This window comes from Streptomyces sp. GB4-14 (assembly GCF_022696125.1).
GTDB lineage: Bacteria > Actinomycetota > Actinomycetes > Streptomycetales > Streptomycetaceae > Streptomyces > Streptomyces werraensis.
The window spans coordinates 416500-435711 of record NZ_RZHO01000001.1 but is presented as its reverse complement, the minus strand read 5'-3'; the positions used below and the strand labels follow the sequence as shown (position 1 = coordinate 435711).

Genomic DNA, 19212 nt, shown 5'->3' with positions numbered 1-19212 from the left:
ACCTGCGGTGATCAACCCCGAACACGCCCACTGGCGGCGCTGGCATCGAGCCGCCGTCATCTATCAGCGGCTGCACGGGCGACCTCAGTGTGCCGTTCACGTACCGGGTACCCGGCGGGAACGACCAGGACCAAGTGGTGGAGGGCGCAGGGGTGGCCGGCCACGCTAGCCGGGTTCCCGCTCGGGCAGTGGATCGCCGACAACCGGCGCTTCCACGCCCGCGGCCGTCTCGAGCGGGACCGCATCGAGCACCTGGAGAAGCTCGGCATGATCTGGTCGCACTTCGACGTCGCGTGGGAGGAAGGTTCTCGCCGCCGCGCGTGGGTGGGCCGAGGAGAACGGACACCTGCTGGCACCGACCGACGACGCCACCTACCAGGGCTACCGGGTAGGCATCTGGCTGAAGAACCAGCGGGCCGCCGCCGCAAAGCGGCAGAGATCGAACAACGGCGTGCTGAAGGCCTGCCGGCTCAGTCGTCGGCCGGCGCGCTGTCGCAGACGCGGCGCGAGCAGTTGGAGGACAATCGACCCGTCGTGGTGCCCGAGCTGGTCGGTGGAATGGCAGCGCTGCTTCCACCTCACCCGCATGCACCTGTCAGGGCTGGCCACCCGCTGCCCATGACGCCGGGCGAGATTGTGTACCAGGGCGAAGACTTCGGACGGTGGGTGCGCTCCGTCCGGCTCGGCTGGGACAGCTCACCACCGTCCAGAAGTGGATGTGCGAGCACGTACTCGGGATCGAACCCGCCGGCGAGGACGAGCAGCCCAAGCAGCGCCGTAGCCAGGCCGACAAGTGGGCGTTGAACTACCAGGCCGCCCGCCAGTTCTACGAACGCGAGGGACACCTGCGTGTGCCGAGGAAGCACGTCGAACGGATCGTCGTCAACGGCGATGAGGGCGGCGGCAGTGGCGAGGACCAGGAGGTTCGAGAAGTCCGGCTCGGAGCATGGATCAGCAACCAGCGCAGCAGAGCCGCCACCCTGTCGTCGGAGCGGATCGAGCAGCTGACCGCCATCGGCATGCGCTGGATGTGATGGGCGTCGTCGTCACCACGGCCGTCGTCGCGCTCGCGGCCGTCTACCTGACCGGACGACTGCGCCCGTGACGACGGCTGGATTACTGGACGACTGAGCGACCGATCAGCTCCGTTCCACCCGGGGGCCTGGGCCCGGGCCGGGCACCTTCCGTCACGGTCCTCCGGGTCCGCTGCACGCACATGAGTATCCGTACCCAGGCCAAGAGCGTTCCGGGGCGGCTCTGTTCGCGACCTGCGATGTGCCGTCTTCGTGGCAGTGATCCAACTGGGGATGTACCGACTCATGACAGCCGCGAGATCACGAAGTACCACCGCTGTGTCAGTGGCAAGCTCCAGTCACGAACCGATGAGCAGCAGGAACACCCTTTCCTCGCTCAATCGTGACTGGCACAACCTCACTGACGCAAAGCCGACACATCGCACCGGACCCCGGGCATCTCAAGGCCCAGGGCCCGGTGCTGTGTGCACGCCGGGTGATGTTCTGGCAGGTCAGAGGTGTAAGCCGTCTGGGGAGCGAGGCGGTGGATGTTTTACGGTTCAGCGACGTTCGATGTTCTGACTGGGCGGAACTACGCCGTGCTCCAGGATGTACTGAAGGACCATGCGGGCCCCGTCCGGGAGCCGCCGCGGCCCGCATCCATACCGTCTCATTGTCCGGTTGTCGTCCGGGAGTTACAGGGATCCCCAGGTGGTGGCGTGGTCGATGAGGCGCGTTCGCAGGTGGTCGACGGGCGGGGCGAGGGGGCCGGAGCGGGTGACGAGGTAGAGGGTGTTGAGCGGTGGGACGGGGCTGTGGTGGAGCTGTTCCAGTGAGCCGCTGTGGAGGGCGGGTTCGGCCAGGTAGCGGGGAAGGACGGAGATGCCCGCGTCGGCGGTTCACCGCAGTCAGGACCGCGCGGAGATCGGGGACGACGACGGCCACCTGGTTGGGGGGCCTGCGGCCGAACTCGCTTCGCCAATACCGGCGGATGATGGGCAGTTCCTCGGCGTAGGCGACCAGGGGGAGATGGGCGAGGGCGGAGACCGGATCGTCGTCGAGGTGGCCGGGGTCGATGGACCGGGCGGCGGTGGGTGTGCCCACCAGGACGAATTCCTCATCGACGTACGGCATCGCAGCCAGTCCCCGTATGGTCAGCGGCGGCCGGATCGAGGACACCACCAGGTCGAGTCGGTCCTCGGTGAGGAGGGTGAGCAGCGGTTCGGCCCGGTCGAGGGTGAACGCCAGCTCCAGGCCGTGGTGGGTCAGAGGGGTGAGGGCCGGCAGCAGGCGGGCGGTGGCGAATTCGGCCGCTGCTCCGAGCCGCACGGTTCCCCGCGGGGCGGTTTCCGCCTCGTCGTTTCTGAGCGCGTGGCGCAGGCCGTCCAGGTGGGGGCCGACACGGCGGGCCAGTTCGTGGGCCCGGTGTGTCGGCCGGGCTCCGCTGCGGGACCGGGTGAACAGGGCGCCGCCCACCTGTTCCTCCAGGCGCACCAGCTGCCCGCTGACGGCGGGCTGGGACACACCGAGCGCCTTCGCGGCGCCTGTCAGGGAGCCCCGGCGGTAGATCTCCAGAAAGGTGGCGACCAGATCCAAGTCCTTCACGTCAAGTGACAATACATAAGCATGCTTATGGCAGCGACGTGCCATGCCTGCTTTCCCGATGCACTCTGGTGATGTCCCTCCCGGACATCACCCTGTATCTCCTTTCCGAATCGAGGACGTGTCCCATGGCGAAGATCCTGATGATCATTTCGGCGGCCGACACCCTGACCCTGGCCGACGGCAGCACTCATCCCACCGGTTACTGGGCCGAGGAGGTCACCGCCTCGCACAAGGTGCTGACGGAAGCGGGTCACACCGTGCGCATCGCCACCCCGGGCGGTGCCAGGCCCACCGTCGACGCGATCTCGCTCGACGAGCGCGGCGGTTGTCGACGCTGCCGACGCCGCCGGGTTCCAGGCGTACCTGGAGTCCATCAACACGGACCTGGCGGCCCCGCTCGACCTCGCCGCCGTCCGCGCCGCCGACTACGAGGCCCTGTACCTGCCGGGCGGGCACGCCCCGATGGCCGACCTGGCCGACGACGCCCGCCTCGGCGCCCTGCTCGCCGAGGCCGACCACCGCGGACAGGTCATCGCCGCGCTGTGCCACGGTGTCGCCGGGCTGCTCAGCGCCACGAAGGAGGACGGCACCTTCGTCTTCGCCGGCCGAAGCCTGACCGGCTTCACCGACGAGGAGGAGAAGCAGGGCGGACTGGGCGACCAGGCTCCCTGGCTGGTGGAGAGCCGGCTCACCCAGCGCGGCGCCGACGTCAGGACCGGCGCGGCCTGGTCCGACACCGTGATCGTCGACGGCAACCTGATTACCGGGCAGAACCCGCAGTCCAGCGTGACCACCGCCAAGCAGGTCCTCGCGGCCCTGCCGGACGCCTGACCGGGAAGCGCCACTCCGGGCCGGGAGCGGCTTGCCCCGTCCACCGAGAGGTGGGTGGTCGAGCGCGCCTTCACCTGGCTTCACCAGTTCAAACGACTCCGCACCTGCTACGAGCGACGCGCCGTCCTCCATCAAGGCATGCTCGAACTCGCCTGCGCGATCATCTGCCTCAGACGGCTTCTGAAGGCAGTCGACGTGCAGCAGTGGGCTCCTGACGCGTGACCTCTTCTCCCCACGGCGTACCTGCGCCACTCCGTCATGAGCCCAGCCCGGAGACCAGGCAAGAGGCGGACGACGACGCGTTGATCAAAGCTCTGCAGGATCGTGCATGGGATCCGGGCCTGCGATTCGACCGCGCGGACGCGCCTGTCGCATGGATCATCGAGCGTTATGGCAAGCACCGGTTGGAGCAGATACGAAACGGCGTAGTTTCCTATGGCAGTGACGGGACGGTTGAGCTCAGGGCCGAGACCGAGGAGGTGACCGACTACTACGCCGACGCTCCTCGCGGGCCGCTGTTCCCTCCGATCTGCCTGCCAGACATCGAGAAGGCAGAGCACAGAATCGGGCGCGGTCTTCCCGAATTGCTTCGGCGTCTCTACACCGAGGTCGCCAACGGAGGATTCGGACCCGATGGCGGGCTTGCCTCCCTGAACGACGGCAACCGGGCCCCCGGGCACGTGCGGCGTGACTGGCCGTGCGCGGCCAGCGTCCACGAACGCAACCTGTCAGAGGGCATGCCACCATCGTGGCTCTTTCTCGCCTACGGCGGCTGCACGATGGAATGGCATGTCTCATTGAGCGCAGTCGACAACCCAGTGCTTCTCTACGACGCCGACGGTCACACCTTCGGGGAGGGCCCTCACGACGGCCCTCGCCATGCGACCGCCTCACTATGAACCGCTCCGGGTCTGCCAGGGCGATCTTGAGCCCGGCGCTCAGACAAGCACGGAGACTGCCGGGCCGCGGACGATCGCGCACGGTGTCGGTGGGCGGCAGCCGGGCGGGGTTGCGTCCTGGGAAGTGGTGTACGGGTTCCCACCTGATCCGGGCGTTTGTCCTGGCGTCGGAGTGAGGGCCCGGATATGAGAACGGCCACCGGCTGATCTTCGAGATGTCGAAGCTCGAAGGAGATCAGCACGATGACCGCACCCGACAGTCTGCCCCTGCACGCCCTCGCCGAGGAGAATCTCGCTGCGGCGAGTCCCGATCTGCTGCGCGCGATGATCAAGACGTTCGCCGACGCCCTCATGTCCGCCAAGGCCGACGGCCCTCTGCAACGCCGAATACGGGCAGGTCAGCGAGGAACGCGTCAATCATCGCAACGGCTATCGCCCGCGCGAGTGGGACACCCGCGCCGGGACCGTCGAACTGGCCGTTCCCAAGCTGAGGCAGGGCAGCTACTTCCCACACTGGCTTCTCGAGCGCCGCCGGGCCGAACAGGCACTCATCTCGGTGGTCGCCACCGCCTACCTCCTCGGCGTCTCCACCCGCCGGGTCGAAAAACTCGCCGAGTCCCTCGGCGTCACCCAGCTACCGAAGTCGCAGGTCAGCGCGATGGCCAAGCACCTGGACGAGCAGGTCGCAGCTTTCCGCAACCGGCCCCTGGACGCCGGCCCCTACTCGTTCGTCTGGGTCGACGCGCTCACTCAGAAGGTCCGCGAGGGCGGCCGGATCATCAACGTCCACGCGCTGATCGCGGTTGGTGTCAACGCCGACGGCCACCGCGAGATCCTCGGTCTGGACGTCACCACCGCCGAGGACGGCGCCGGCTGGCTCGCTTTCCTGCGCTCCTTGATCGCCCGCGGCCTGTCCGGCGTCCAGCTCGTCATCTCCGACGCCCACACCGGCCTGGTGGATGCGATCGGCGCAGTGCTGCCTGGTGCGTCGTGGCAGCGCTGTCGCACCCACTACGCGAGGAATTTGCTGAGCCAGGTCCCGAAGTCGGCCCAGCCCTGGGTGGCCACGCTGCTGCGGACGGTCTTCGAACAGCCCGACACCGGCGCGGTCCACGCACAGATGCGGCACGTCCTGGACGCGCTGGAGGCCAAGTTTCCCAAGGCCGCGACCCACTTGGACGCCGCCCAGCACGACCTGCTGGCCTTCACCGCCTTCCCGAGGGAGATCTGGCGGCAGATCTGGTCGAACAACCCCCAAGAACGACGAATGGACCGAAGCCCGCCGCTACATGGGCCGCGAGCTCCTCGCCAAGGCCCGACTCCACCCGATCGAGTCAGAAACCGACGACACCGCCCTGCCCACCGAACTCACCGCATAGCCTCAAAACGAGATCACCGAGTGGCCGTCGATACACCACTCCAGCAGACGTGACCGGTGTCCCGCCGCGAGGGGCGCATCAGAGCCTCCGTCAGACCCGGAGCGGTTCAATGCTCTCCGGCCGGGCCCCTCAGATAAGAGTGAGCCCGACCGGAGATCAGCGGCGTCGTGGTCACCGAGCGGTGATCGGCGACCGGTCCCCTCCGTCAGCGGGTCCCGTCTGGCGGAGGGGTACGCCTTCCGGGACGACATGCGGCTATGCACCGAACCGGAAGTCCGAGAGAGGGCATCTACCAGCCGTTCACAGAGATGTCCGGAAGTCGCGCCGGTACCACACCAGGGGCGATGCCGCCGTCCCCTGCCTGCGCATCCCAGAAAGCTCTCCGATCAGCAGGGTGTGGTCGCCGACTGGTATGCGACTGGTCACAACGCACCGCAGAGCGACCGCGATGTCAGCGAGGTACGGCACAGTCGAGTCGGGCCAGTCCGCCAAGAGAACTCCGGAGAACCGGTCCACTCCACTGGTGGCGAAATTTCGGGCCAGAGCCCGATGCTCGCTTCCGAGGATGTTGATGCTGAATTCGGTGGCCTCGGACAGTGCCCCGAAACAGCTGGACGTATGCGATATTCCCACGAGCACAAGCGGGGGCTCCAGCGACACAGACGTCACCGAACTGGCAGTGAACCCCCACAAACGCCCCTCGGCGTCCCGTGCCGTGACGATGGTCAGCGGAGCTGCAAGGAACGACATCGCCTCGCGGAACTCCGTGCTACCCAGAGCGGGCGGACTGTCTCCGACCTGTGTGCTCACCATGCGCACCTCCCGCTGAGAGCTATCGGCTGGCCGGGGACTGCCGGGCGGCCTCACGCGCCTGGGCTGCGAAGTCGTCCCTTTGCTCCGCAACCCATTGCTGCGACGCGCGCCGACTTTCCAGCGCACCGGTGAAGTGCGGAGCTACGTAGCGGGCGAGCAGTTCATAGCTGCGCTTGGTCTGTTCCCGCGTGGCCCAGTCCTGGGTGTTGACCAGCAGAGTTCCGAACCCTCCACTCTCGTCGAGCATGCGCTGGATCGCCTCTATGGCGTCGTCGACTGAGCCGATGATGGCGGTCCGCGTCTCGACTGCCGCCTCGGCCTCGCGTCCCTCGGGCAGCTTCGCCTGAGCACCGACTGTGTCCCGGACGTACTCCCGGAACCACCGGGCCATGCCGTCCTGGACTTGACTCAGAGCCTCTTCCCGCGTCTCCGCGATGTGCACGCAGATGGCAACCCGCCACTTCGCCCGGTCCACGGTCTTGCCGTGTTTGGCCGCTTCGTCTTCCGCGGCCGCCCACAGCCGCGCCAGCGGCGGCTCCTCCATGCCTGGCCGACCGGCGAAGGTCAGCGAGTTCAGGCCGTACCGGCCTGCCAGGCGCATGCCCCGCTCCGAGCCTGCGCTGGCCACGGCCATGTCGAAGCACGGCTTGGTGTAGGGCTTCAGGTGCGGGCGGGCGTCCCGCAGTTCGAACCAGTCCGTCTTGACCGTCACCGGCTCGTCCCCGTGTAGCAGTTGCACCAGGGCGTCAAGCGACTCGGCCATCATCCGCCGCTGGTCACCTGCGGCGATGCCCATCATGTGAGCGTCCGCCGGCGAGACCCCGGCGCCCATTCCGAGCATGGCCCGTCCCCTGCTCTGGTGGTCCAGCTGCACGATGCGGTTGGCCGTGGTGAGGGGGTGGTGGTAAGGCAGGCTGACGACACCGGTGCCGAGCTTGATCCGGCGGGTCCGCTCGGCCGCGGCGGCCAGAAAGAGTTCCGGTGAGCTGACGGTGGACCAGCCGCCGGAGTGGTGCTCGCCCACCCAGGCCTCGTCGATGCCGAGCACGTCCAGCCAGTCGATGAGGTCCAGGTCACGCCAGAAGGCGGTGGTGGGGTCCTCGTCGAGCGAATGGAAAGGCGGGATGAAAGCGCCGAAGCGGAGAGTCATCGCTGGCTTCCTTCTTTGTCGTGTCGTGACTGCGGGCGGGAGTCGTCGAGCCAGGTGGTCAGCTCGTCCGCCAGGCGGCGCAGCTGAGGTTGCTGCATGACGGTGTAGTGGTCGCCAGGCAGGTCGACGACCTGCGTGGCGTTCCGGAAGTAGGCCTGCCAGGCGGCCACCACCGCGTCCGGGGCGCCTTCCCGCGCCCGGAAGAAGCGGACCGGGCCCGTGTAGGGCCGCGGCTCGTAGGACAGCAGGGCCCGGAAGTTGCGTGCGAACCGGTCGAAGATCGCGCCGAGGGTCCCGGCGTCCACGTCGGGCGGCAGCACCGATCGTTGACGGGCCTCGGTGTGGAGCACGCCCAGCGCGTCGGGAAGACCACCAGCCTCACGGAAGGTGTCCGGCTTAGGTTCCCAGGACTCTCCGGCGAGACCTGCGAGGTCGCGGGCGAACCAGGACAGCAGAACGGCGTCATCGACGTGCGCGTGGTCCGCTGGCCCCGGCGGTTCCAGCAGGTCGATGACCGCGAGGCTCTCCACGGTGCGCCCGGCCCGGGTGAGCTGCTGGGCGATCTCCAGGGCCACCACACCGCCCATGGACCAGCCGCCCAGCCGGAAGGGGCCGTCGGGGTTTGCCGCCGTGATGGCCCCGGTGTAGTGGGCGGCCAGCTCGGCGACCGTTGTCAGCTCGAGGCCGTCCGGCACCTGGAGGGCGTAGAACGGTTGCTCCTCGCTGAGCAGTGAAGCGAGTTCGGCGTAGCAGAGCACGTCGCCGCCCACCGGGTGCACGAAGAACAGCGGGGGCCTGCTGCCCTCGGTGCGGACCGGGACGAGCGCTGTGCGCTTCAGGCCGCTGCCGGCGTCCCGGACGGCCTCCGCGAGCGATGCGATCGTCGGCCGCGCGAACAAGGTGGACAGGGGAAGCGAGCAGTTCAGGCGGGCGCTGATCCCGGCCATGAGGCGAACGGCAAGCAGCGAGTTGCCGCCGAGGGCAAAGAAGTCGGTGTGCACGCCGACACTGGCGTCGGGGAAGAACTCGGCCCAGATGGCGTCGAGTTCCGCCTCGATCTCATCACGAGGAGCGACCACGGCACTGTCGTCGTCCGCATGGGCGCCGGGTACCGGAAGTGCCGTCCGGTCCACCTTTCCGTTGGCGGTCAGAGGCAGCGCGTCCAGTGCGAGGACATGCTGCGGCACCATGTAGGCGGGCAGCGTCTTGCCCAGCGCCTCGCGCAGCCTCTCGGGCGCGCCCGCGGGGTCGTGCCCCTCATCCAGCACGGCGTACGCGACGAGTTGCTTGGCCTCATGCCTCTCACCCACGGCGGACACCACCGCGGCCCGCACGCCGGCGCACTGTGCGAGGGCGGCCTCGATCTCGCCCAACTCGATCCGGTAGCCCTGGACCTTCACCTGAAAGTCCTCGCGGCCCAGGAACTCGATGGTGCCGTCGGGCAGGTAGCGGCCGAGGTCACCGGTGCGGTAGAGCCGCTCCCCGGTGGATGGATGGCGCAGGAAGGCGGCCCGGGTCTTGGCCTCGTCGCCGAGGTAGCCGCGGGCGAGTCCGGCGCCGCTGATGTAGAGCTGGCCGGGCACCCACACGGGGCAAGGCTGCATCGCGTCGTTCAGCACGTGGAACTGCTGGCTGCGCATCGGCGTGCCGTACGGGATGCTCGCCCAGTCGGGGTCGACGTCACTGATGGGGTGGAGGATCGACCAGATCGACGCCTCAGTGGCTCCACCGAGGCTCCACACGGCCGCGTCGGGCAGCAGGGCCCGGATGCGGTCGGGGAGGGTGACCGGGATCCAGTCGCCGCTCATCATCACTGTCCGCAGCGGGAGAGTGTCGGCCAGGCCCTCGCCGAGGGCGTGTTCAGTGAACATCTCCATTAGCGTGGGCACGCTGTTCCACAGCGTGACGTCGTGCTCGGTGACAAGCTGCGCCCAGCGCGCGGGTTCCCGCTGGTCACCGGGCTCCGGCAGGACGATCGCGCCGCCGGCGGCCAGGACACCGAAGATGTCGTATACGGAGAGGTCGAAGTTGAGCGCGGACAGGGCGAGCACCCGGTCGTCCTCGGTGATGCCGAAGCGCTCGTTGATGTCGAGGCACGTGTTCAGGGCGCCGGTGTGCTCGATCATCACGCCCTTCGGCGTGCCGGTGGACCCGGAGGTGAAGATGACGTACGCCAGGTCGTCGGGGCAGGCCGGGGACGGCGTCAGCGGTGCGGCGTCCAGCGCCTCGGCTCCGGGCCCGTCGACGCTGAGCCGTATGGTGTCGTCCGGCCAGGCAATGCGCTTCTCCACCCGGCCCTGTGTCAGTACGAGGGAGATGCCCGCCTTCTCCATGAGCAGCCGGAGCCGTTCGGCTGGGACGGTCGCGTCGATGGGCACGTAGGCCGCTCCGGACTTCAGCACGCCGATGGTCGCGGCGACCTGCTCCCAGCCCTTCTCCATCACGACACCGACCAAGCTGCCCGGCAGCGCTCCGTGTTCGCGCAGCCAGCGGCCCAGTCGGTTGGTGTGGGCGTCGAGTTCGCCGTACGTCAGGGTGCGGTCTGCCGCAATGGCGGCGGTGCGGTCGGGGTGTGCCGTGGCACGCTCCGTGAACGGCTCGTGCAGCAGCCCGGTGGGCAGCGGCGCGGCGGTGGCGTTGACCTCCCGGCGCACGGCCAGGTCGACGTCCGGCATCAGGACCGGGGAGGGGCGTTGCCAGGCCTGCGGGTCGTGGCAGAGGCCGCGCAGGAGGTCCACGTAGGACGCGAACATCGCGTCGATCATTCCCTCGGGGAAGATCTCCTCGACAACGTCCCAGTTCACCATCAGGGCGCCCGCGTCCTCGACGACCTGGTGGTCCAGCCACACCTGCGGGGTGCGGATGGAGGTGGAGACCTCACGGCCGGCGCTGCCGAGTGCGGTCAGGTGCTGGGCGAGGCCGGTGGCTGCCGCGGAATCCTCCTTGGCGGCGAAGTTGACCGTGCTGGCGAAGACCACGGGCATGGAGGCTCGGCCGGCTCCGCCACGGGTCCGGTGCAGTTCGCGCAGGACCTCGACGCCGCTGACGTGGCTGTGCTCCAGGTCGTTCCACAACTGCTTCTGGATGCGGTCGGCGCGCACGGCGAAGCCGTCCAGGGCCGAACTGTCGATCTCCAGCAGGGTGGTGGCGCTGAAGTTGCCGACCACGTTGCCGACGTCTGGGTGCAGCGGTAGCCGGTTGAAGAACAGCAGGTTGAGGGTGAACCGGCTGGACTTGCTCCAGGCGGCCAGCACCTGGGCGTAGGCGGTACACAGGGCCGCGGAGGGTGTGATGCCGAGGGCGGCCGCCTGTTGCTTGAACCGGTTCCAGTCCTCCGCCTCGATACGGTGCGAGCGGTGGGTGAACACGGGCCGGTCGAGCGAGGCCGGGTTCTTGGCGAGCGGCAGCTCGGGAGCGGGCGGCAGCGAGTCGATGCGCCCGCGCCAGTACTCCAGTGAGGCGGTGTGCAGGGGCGTGCCCTCGATGGAGCGGGCGGTGACCACGCAGTCCCGGTAGTTCAAGGGCAGTTCGGGCAGCGAGGCTGCTATGCCGCGGTACGCCGCCGCCCACTCGCGGAACAGCAGGGATGTGCTCCACGCGTCGATGATCAGGGCGTCCAGGCCGATGTGCAGGCGGGTGCGCTGCTCGTCGAGCAACGTGGCCCGCACGTCGAACAGCGGCCAGATCGTGGTGTCGAAGACCTGGTCGCGCACCTCCTCGTGGAGGTCCCGCAGTAGCCGGCCTCGCTCGTCCTCGTTGCACTCACGCAGGTCTGTGGTCCGGATCTCGTACGGCGGGACGTCGGCGAGCACCCGTTGGTGGCCGTCCTCGGTCATGACGGCCCGCAGCATGTCGTGGCGCGCGATCATCAGCCGCAGCGACTCGCTGAGGCGGGTGAGGTCCACCTCCTCGACGTCGACCTCGATGAAGAAGTACGTCGAGACGTTGCCGAGTTCGAAGGCATTGGAACGGCCCACCAGATAGGCCTGCTGGAGATCGGTCAGTGGGAAGGGCTCGTGACGTGCTTCTGGGTCGGGCACGAGGACCGGCAGGGCGCCGCCTTCGCTCCGGGAGGCACCGGCTGTGTCGGGCTCCTCGCTGGCGTCGTCGGCCCCGAGCAGGCCGAGGAGCTCCGTGCCGAGCGTGTCCACACTGCGGCCGTCGAGGAAGATCACGAGGGGCAGGGACACGCCGAGTCGGGCGGCGAGGGTCTCCTTGACCTCCAGGGCCATGAGCGAATCCAGGCCGAGGTTCTGCAGCGGCTCGTGGACGTCCAGGTCGGCCCGGTCGCTGCCGAGTGCCGTGGCCACGGTGCGCGCCAGGAGGTCCCGTACGGCGTCGGGGTCACGCGGCGCCCGGGCCGCGGCTGCTGGCGCCGTGGTGGCGGGCCGCTCGGCCATGGCCCGGTGGGTGATGGCCTCGTCCTGCGGCTCCGCGCGCAGCAACTGCTCGCGTGCGGCCCGCCGCAGGCACACCCCGTCCGCCTCGACCAGGGTCCGTCCCCGGTCGTCGTACAGCCGGACCTCGGCCAGCAGCATCGTGGCCGGGTCGGAGGACGGCAGCAGCCGCACCCTGCAGTGAGTCGCGCCGCCGCCGGTGGGACCGTTCAGTAGGAAGCGGTCGATGCCGACGAGCATGTACGTGGCGTCCGGTGGACTGTCCGGCGGCAGGCACGCGAACAGGGTCTGGAACAGCGCGTCGGTGAGGCCCGGGTGCAGCAGGTAGGCGCCGCTCTCCTCGGGGCGCGCCGGGCGCATCCGAGCCAGCGCCTCGCCCCCACCTGTGTGGATGTGCTCGATCCACTGCGCGGAGGGCCCGAGGTACAGCTTCCGCCGCCACATCCCGCGGTGGAAGTCGTCGCCGGAGATCTCCGTGGTGAGCCGGGCGCGCAGGGCGTCGAGGTCCTCGGTCGCCGTGGCCGCGGAGGACGGGCCGACCCTGCCCTGCGCGTGCAGGGTCCAGCGCGGTGCGCCTTGGTCGTCGTGGTCGCCCGAGCGGGCGGCGAAGTAACGGTAGGCGCCGCGTCCTGGGCCCGCGGTCGACTCGTCGACCAGGAGCTGCACCTCGGCGCGCTCGCCGGGGTCGAGGACCATGCTCTGCACGACCAGGCAGTCCTCGACCAGGGCCGGGCCGGCGCCGTACAGCTCCCGGCTCGCCTCGAGGGCGGTCTCCAGGTAGACCCCGATGTTGACCACCGGCAGCCCGTCCATGACGCAGTCGCCCAGGCAGGGATGCGCCTCGGCGCCGACCGTGGCGGCGAACTGCGCGGTGGGAAGCGGAGAGGCGACCCGCTCGCCGAGCAGCGTACGGGACAGCCCGTCCGCGGGTGCCGGTGCCGTTTCGGCGGTGGCTGCGGGCCGGGCGCTGGGCCGGAACCAGTGGCCGGCCCGCTGAAAGGCATAAGTGGGCAGTTCGGTGCGACAGCGGCCACGGTCGGCGTCGTACCGTTCCCAGTCGACGGCCACGCCTCGCGTGTAGAGGGTGCCCAGGCTGTCCAGGAGAACCTGCCAGTCGTCGCGGCGGGGGCGCAGGGACGGCAGGAACACCGGCGGCTCGTCGGGCTCTGGCTGCTCTCCCGGTCCAGCATCGGCCGTGAGGAACCGCTTGGCCAGGCCGCTCAGCGTGGGAGCGGGTCCCACCTCGAGGAAGACGCGGTAGCCCTCCCGGTACAGCGTGGTCATGCCCTCGTGGAACCGTACGGCCTCGCGGGCGTGCTCGCGCAGATAGCGGGCGGTGAACGCCTCCTCTCCGGTCAGGATCTCTCCGGTGAGGTTGGAAACGACGGGGATCCTGGGCGCCCGGAACGTCACGTCGGCGGCCTCGCGTTCGAGCGCGCCGAGCGCGGGTTCCATCAGCGGCGAGTGGAAGGCGCGCGTCACGGTCATCCGCTTGGCGCGCACCCCCTGCTCGGACAGCTCGGCCAGGACGGTGTCCAGCGCGTTCTCGCTGCCCGACAGGACGATGCTCTCCGGGCCGTTGACTGCCGCCACGGACAGCTCGGTGGCATGGCGTTCGAGCAGTGGGGTGACGCGGTCCGCGGGGGTGAAGACCGCGGCCATGGCTCCCCCGTCGGCGAGGTCGTGCATGAGCCGCCCCCGCCGCGCGGCGAGCCGCAGACCGTCAGCGAGATCCATCGCTCCCGCCACGCAGGCCGCCACCAACTCGCCGACGCTGTGCCCCAGCACGGCCGCGGGCTCCACGCCCCAGGACCGCCACAGCTGGGCGAGGGCGTATTCGACGGCGAACAGGGCGGGCTGCGTCCAGCAGGTGTCGTGGATGAGTTCGGCGTCCTCGGGCGCGGGGTCGAGGACGGTCCTCAGCGGGCGTCCGGTCAGGGGGCGCAGCACCTCGTCGCACTCGTCGAGGACCCGGCGGAACACCGGCTCCGTGCCGTAGAGGGCGCGTGCCATACCCGGGTACTGCGAGCCCTGCCCGGTGAACAGGAACACGATCTGCGGGCGGGTGCCGGCCCGCACGTGGCCCTGGCGGCTGCCGGTGGGCTGTCCGCCTTCGGCGCACTCGGCCAGCCGCTGCCCCATCTCGGCGGTGGAGGAGGCCGACACGGCCAGCCGGTGGGCGAAGTGGGACCGGCCGGTGGCGGCGGTGAAGCAGATGTCGCCGAGTTCGGCGTCGGTCGCTGCGGCGAGCCGGTCGCGGTATTGCCCGGCGAGGGCGGTGAGCGCTGCGGGGTTCTTCGCGGACAGGGTCAGCAGGTGTGCGGTGCGCTCCGGGACGGTGACGTCGGGGTCGGCTTCTGCGGGGGCCTCCTCGATGATCAGATGCGCGTTGGTTCCGCTGGCGCCGAACGAGCTGACACCGGCGATCCGGGGCGTGGTTCCGCGCGGCCACGGTCGGCCCTCGGCCGGGATCTCGACGGCGAGGTCCTCGATGCCTATTTCCGGGTTGACTTCGGACAGGTGCAGGTGCGGGGGTATGCGTTCGTGCTGGAGGGACAGGATGACCTTGATCAGCCCGGCGACACCGGCGGCCGGTTCCAGGTGGCCGACGTTGGTCTTGACCGACCCCACCAGCAGCGGACCCGCCTCGCCGCGCTCGCCGAGTACGGCGTCCAGGGCGCGCAGCTCCAGCGGGTCGCCGAGCGGCGTGCCGGTGCCATGCGCCTCAACGTAGCCGACCTGGGCCGGTTCGACGGACGCCGACTCCAGGGCCTGGCGGATCACCGCCTGTTGTGCGGCGGAGTTCGGGACGGTGACGCCGCTGCTGCGTCCGTCCTGATTGACGGCGGAGCCCCGGATCACGGCGAGGATCCGGTCCCCGGCCGCGCGGGCGTCGGACAGCCGCTTCAGTACGACGATGCCGCAGCCCTCACTGCGTACGTAACCGTCCGCGCTCGCGTCGAATGTCTTGCACCGGCCGTCCGCCGCGAGCATGTGCGCTTTGGAGGCGACGACGAACCACTCCGGTGCCAGCAGCACGTTCACGCCGCCGGCCAGGGCCAGGTCGGTCTCCCCCGAGCGCAGGCTCTGGCACGCCAGATGCACGCCGACCAGGGAGGAGGAACAGGCAGTGTCGACGGACAGGCTGGGGCCGTTCAGGCCGAGCCAGTACGACAGCCGGCCGGCCGCGAATGTGGAGGCGTTCCCAGTGAGGCTGTAGGCGGTCAGGTCGGCAGGGTCGACCTGCTGCATCTGCGCCTGCAGATAGTCGTACGTGGTGACCCCGAAGTAGACGCCGGTGTCGGAGCCCTGGAGTCCTTCCGGCGACTGTCCCGCGTGTTCGAGGGCCTCCCAGCCCACCTCCAGCAGCAGGCGCTGCTGCGGGTCGAGGGCGGCCGCCTCGCGGGGGGAGATACCGAAGAACCCGGCGTCGAACCGGTCGACGTCGTCCAGAAATCCGCCGCGGCGGGTGGACATCTTGCCGGGTGCGTCCGGGTCGGGGTCGTAGAAGCGGTCGATGTCCCAGCGTGTGGCCGGGATCTCACCGATGCCGTCCCCGCCGCGGTCCAGGAACTCCCAGAACGCCTCAGGGCTGTCGGCGCCGCCCGGCATGCGGCAGGCCATACCGACGACGGCGATGGGCTCCGTTCCGGCGTTTTGCACCGTGTCGAGTTCGGCGCGCAGCCTGCGGATCTCCTGCAGGCTCTGGACAAGGACTGACTGGCGTTCAGAACTGTTGCCGGTCATCGGGAACCTCCTGCGGTACGGGTCGAGGAGCGGACTTCTTCGGCCAGCAGAGCGAGGAGTTCCTCCTCGGTGAGGTCGCTGGTGATCTCGTCCACCGGGGCCTGCACAGGCTCGTCGGGTCGGGCCGTGGTGGTCGCGGCGGATGCCTCGGCCTTGGCCGGGGGCTGCCGCGGGCCGGGCGCGGCGGGCTGCTGGCCCAGGTGCCGCTCGGTGAAGCCCAGAAGATGGGCGGAGAGCGCCTCGACCGACGGGTGCTCGAACATCACGGGTGCGGGCAGCTTGCTCCCGATCCCTGCCTCGATCAGCACTCGGACGCGGGCAGCGAGCATCGAGTCCATGCCCATCTGGAAGAACCCGGCGTCGGGGTCGATGCGTTCCGGTGCCATCTCGAGCACGTCGGCCACGGCACGCAGAACGAATTGCTGGATCACGTCGCGGCGTTCGGTCACGGATACGGATGCCAGCCGGTCGTACAGTTCGGTCCGCGCGCCATCCGTATTCGTGGGCACCGCCGGAACCTCGGTGGGTTCCGGCGCCTGGGCGGCGGTGGGTTCCGATCGCCGTATGCCGGTCGCGCCCCTGCGCGCCGCACGGGCGTCGCGGAACCAGAAAGGCTCGTGCTGCCAGGTGTAGGCGGGCAGCGCCACGGGGCGGGCGTCGGCGGGCAGCAACGTGTCCAGACCGGCCGCCGACATGCCGTGCGTGTACAGAGCGCCGAGGATTTCGAGCATGCCGTGTGTCTCGGGCATGTCGCGCCGCATCGTCGGCAGGGCGAGTCCGTCCCGCTCACTGGATTCGAAGGCCTGCTCGACCGCGGACAGCAGCACCGGGTGCGGGCTCATCTCGATGAACACCCCGTTGTCCCGGGCGATGAGCGACTGCACGGCGTCCCAGAACAGCACAGGCTCGCGCAGGTTGCGCATCCAGTAGTCGGCGTCGAAGTCCGAGCCATCGGTCGCTTCGCCGGTGACCGTCGAGAGGATGGGGATGCGGGACGGCCGGGGCGACAGTCCGGCGAGGTCGGCGAGGAGTTCGTCGCGCAGTCGGTCCACCTGAGGGCTGTGCGAGGCGACGTCGACCTTCACCGGGCGGCAGAACACGTTGCGGGCACGTAACGTCTCGGCCAGGTCAACCAGGGTGCGCGGATCGCCCGACAGCACCGTGGAGGTGGGGCTGTTGGCGACCGCCACGGACACCTTGTCCCGGCAGTCCTCGATGAGCCGGTCCGCCTGGTCCAGGGGGAGCGCCACGACCAGCATTGCGCCCTGGCAGCTGATGCGGCGGAGCAGGGCGCTGCGCCGGCAGATGACCCGGGCGGCGTCGTCCAGGGTGAGTGCCCCGGCGATGTGGGCCGCGGCTACCTCGCCCATGCTGTGGCCGACCACGGCGTCCGGTTCAACGCCGAAGGAGCGGCTGCGGGCGGTGAGGCCGACGGCGAGGGCGAACAGGGCGGGCTGGATGAGGTCGATGCGGTCGAGTGCCGCGTCGGGCTCCAGGCGCATGACCTGATCGACGACCGAGCGCCCGCCGAGGAAGGGGCGCATCGCGTCGTCGCACTCCCCGACCGCCTTGCGGAACACGGGGCAGGTGTCCAGCAGTTCCCGGCCCATGCCGGCCCGCTGGGAGCCCTGCCCCGGGTAGACGAACACGACGCCGTCGGCCACGGAACCGTTCGCCCGGCCGGTGACCACCCCGGGTGTCTCCTCCCCATTCAGCCACTTGGTGAGACGGCCCGCTGCCTCGTCGTGCGTTCCGGCGACGACAGCGAGCCGATGCTCATGGCGGGTGCGGCGGGCCGTCGCCGTGTGAACGATGTCGTCGAAGCGCTGCTCGAGCCCTTCGGCAGAGCGCAAGTGGTCGCGGTAAGCGCGGGTCATGGGGGCGAGCGCGTCGCTGGTGGCCGCGGAGACCGGCAGCAGCCAAGGGCCGTCTCCGGCCGGGGGCCGCTCGTCGGCGCAACCGGCATCCGCCGGTGCGGGACCGAGGATCACGTGCGCGTTGGTGCCACCGGCACCGAACGAGCTGACGGCCGCATGCCGCCGTTCGTCAGGCACGTCCCACGGGTGCAGGGAGGTCGGTACGACCAGCCGGGTTCCGTCAAGGTCGATGTGCGGGTTGAGGGCCGTGAGATGCAGGTGGGGGGTGATGGTGCGGTGGTGGATGCTCAGCACGGACCGGATCAGCCCGGCCATGCCGGCCCCGGCCTCCAGATGGCCGATGTTCGTCTTGACCGAGCCGAGCGCGCACACGTCGCCTTCGGACCCGGACTGTCCGTAGACGGCGCTCAGCGCCTCCACCTCGATGGGATCGCCGAGTTCGGTGCCTGTGCCGTGCGCCTCCAGCAGCGTCACCTGGGAAGGCTCGAGGTTGGCGTGGTGCAGGGCCTGCCGGATCACACCCTGCTGGGACAGCCCGTTGGGGGCGGTCAGCCCGTTGGTCAGGCCGTCCTGGTTGACGGCGGAGCCGCGGATCACCGCCCAGATCCGGTCGCGGCCCGCCACAGCGTCGGAGAGGCGCTTGAGGACGAGCACGCCGACTCCCTCGCCGCGGGCGTAGCCGTTCGCGGCCGCATCGAAGGTCTTGCAGCGGCCGTCCGGGGCCAGTGGCAGGCCCTTGGCGTGGGCCTCGGCCAGGCTGGGCGACAGGATGAGGTTCACGCCGCCGACGACAGCCACGTCGCAATCCTTGTTGCGCAGGCTCTGGGCGGCGAGGTGCACGGCCACGAGCGAGGAGGAGCAGGCGGTGTCCACCGTAAGGCTGGGGCCTCGTAGGTCGAGCACGTACGACAGCCGGTTTGCGATGATGCAGTTCGTACCGCCCACCACGGTGTAGGTGTCGGCCGCGGCGCCCTCGAGCTGGAGCTGGAGATAATCCGAGGCGTTGGCGCCCACGAAAACACCGGTCGGGCTGCCCTGTAGCTTCTCTCGGGTCAGTCCGGCGTCCTCCAGTGCCTCCCAGGCCACTTCGAGGAAGTGCCGCTGCTGGGGGTCCATGCGGGCCGCTTCGCGCGGCGAGATGCCGAAGAAGTAGGGGTCGAACCGGTCGACGCCGTCGATGAAGCCGCCGTGAGGCAGTAGCGTCCCGTCGGACGGCTCGCCGGGTCCGTCTGCCCGGCGCAGCTCCCAGCGGTCCTCGGGCACCTCCCCGATGGTGTCGACGCCCTCGGAGACCACTCGCCAGAAGGCGTCGGGTGACGTCGCCCCGCCCGGCAGTCGGCATCCCATGCCGACCACGGCGATCCCTTCCCGCTTCGTCTGCTCCAACAAGTCGATCTTGTCGCGCAGTTGGCGAATGGCGGCGAGGGCCTTGGTGATGCTGCTGTCGTCGGCGGTTGTGGCCGCGTCCCGCTCCATGGGGGTCCCGGATGTGCCGCGCATG

Annotated in this window: 9 protein-coding genes and 3 pseudogenes; 7 read left to right on the top strand and 5 right to left on the bottom strand. The window is 69.7% G+C overall.

Features of this window, described 5'->3' with window-relative positions; genetic code table 11:
- Nucleotides 1-87: 87 nt before the first annotated feature.
- From ELQ39_RS32630 to ELQ39_RS32620, 3 genes and pseudogenes are all read left to right on the top strand, one after another.
- A pseudogene (locus ELQ39_RS32630) lies at nt 88-216 on the top strand (hypothetical protein); the annotation flags it as partial.
- Between the two features lie 130 nt (nt 217-346).
- Nucleotides 347-622, top strand: coding sequence for a hypothetical protein (locus ELQ39_RS32625; RefSeq protein WP_443334322.1), 276 nt, complete (start codon nt 347-349; stop codon nt 620-622).
- 40 nt (nt 623-662) lie between these two features.
- Nucleotides 663-1034 (top strand): helicase associated domain-containing protein, encoded by a 372-nt coding sequence (locus tag ELQ39_RS32620; RefSeq protein ID WP_443334318.1) that lies wholly within the window; start codon nt 663-665, stop codon nt 1032-1034.
- 321 nt (nt 1035-1355) lie between these two features.
- Here the strand turns inward: ELQ39_RS32620 and ELQ39_RS01285 are convergent, their stop codons facing one another.
- Nucleotides 1356-2663, bottom strand: a complete 1308-nt coding sequence (locus tag ELQ39_RS01285; protein WP_242590661.1) for a LysR family transcriptional regulator — start codon at nt 2661-2663, stop codon at nt 1356-1358.
- A 234-nt stretch (nt 2664-2897) separates the two neighbouring features.
- On the opposite strand from ELQ39_RS01285, the gene ELQ39_RS01280 reads away from it, so the two are divergent.
- The 4 genes and pseudogenes from ELQ39_RS01280 (at nt 2898) to ELQ39_RS01265 (ending at nt 5727) form a co-directional block, all read left to right on the top strand.
- Complete coding sequence (locus ELQ39_RS01280; RefSeq protein ID WP_337662985.1) at nt 2898-3449, top strand: type 1 glutamine amidotransferase domain-containing protein; 552 nt, start codon at nt 2898-2900, stop codon at nt 3447-3449.
- Nucleotides 3450-3494: 45 nt separating this feature from the next.
- A pseudogene (locus tag ELQ39_RS01275) lies at nt 3495-3671 on the top strand (transposase); the annotation flags it as partial.
- Nucleotides 3668-4348 (top strand): SMI1/KNR4 family protein, encoded by a 681-nt coding sequence (locus ELQ39_RS01270; RefSeq protein WP_242590359.1) that lies wholly within the window; start codon nt 3668-3670, stop codon nt 4346-4348. The pseudogene ELQ39_RS01275 and the gene ELQ39_RS01270, both read left to right, overlap by 4 nt.
- A gap of 243 nt (nt 4349-4591) precedes the next feature.
- Nucleotides 4592-5727, top strand: a pseudogene (locus tag ELQ39_RS01265) (IS256 family transposase).
- Nucleotides 5728-6027: 300 nt separating this feature from the next.
- Here ELQ39_RS01265 and ELQ39_RS01260 read toward each other — a convergent pair.
- The 4 genes from ELQ39_RS01260 to ELQ39_RS01245 are packed head-to-tail and all read right to left on the bottom strand — an operon-like array spanning nt 6028 to nt 19211.
- A complete protein-coding gene (locus tag ELQ39_RS01260; protein WP_242590361.1) occupies nt 6028-6540 on the bottom strand; it encodes a flavin reductase family protein in 513 nt (170 codons plus the stop codon).
- A gap of 19 nt (nt 6541-6559) precedes the next feature.
- A complete protein-coding gene (locus tag ELQ39_RS01255) occupies nt 6560-7690 on the bottom strand; it encodes an LLM class flavin-dependent oxidoreductase (protein WP_242590364.1) in 1131 nt (376 codons plus the stop codon).
- Nucleotides 7687-15834: a non-ribosomal peptide synthetase/type I polyketide synthase gene (locus ELQ39_RS01250; protein ID WP_242590660.1), complete on the bottom strand. Its 8148-nt coding sequence runs from the start codon at nt 15832-15834 to the stop codon at nt 7687-7689. Before ELQ39_RS01250 ends, ELQ39_RS01255 begins: the two co-directional genes overlap by 4 nt.
- A complete protein-coding gene (locus ELQ39_RS01245; RefSeq protein WP_242590659.1) occupies nt 15831-19211 on the bottom strand; it encodes a type I polyketide synthase in 3381 nt (1126 codons plus the stop codon). The genes ELQ39_RS01250 and ELQ39_RS01245 overlap by 4 nt, the downstream gene beginning before the upstream one ends.
- Nucleotide 19212 lies beyond the last annotated feature (1 nt).

Coding starts and splice junctions, on each gene's coding strand:
- ELQ39_RS01250 (WP_242590660.1), bottom strand. CDS start 15,834: ATGACCGGCAACAGTTCTGAACGCCAGTCAGTCCTTGTCCAGAGCCTG.
- ELQ39_RS01285 (WP_242590661.1), bottom strand. CDS start 2,663: ATGGCACGTCGCTGCCATAAGCATGCTTATGTATTGTCACTTGACGTG.
- ELQ39_RS01245 (WP_242590659.1), bottom strand. CDS start 19,211: ATGCGCGGCACATCCGGGACCCCCATGGAGCGGGACGCGGCCACAACC.
- ELQ39_RS01260 (WP_242590361.1), bottom strand. CDS start 6,540: ATGGTGAGCACACAGGTCGGAGACAGTCCGCCCGCTCTGGGTAGCACG.
- ELQ39_RS01255 (WP_242590364.1), bottom strand. CDS start 7,690: ATGACTCTCCGCTTCGGCGCTTTCATCCCGCCTTTCCATTCGCTCGAC.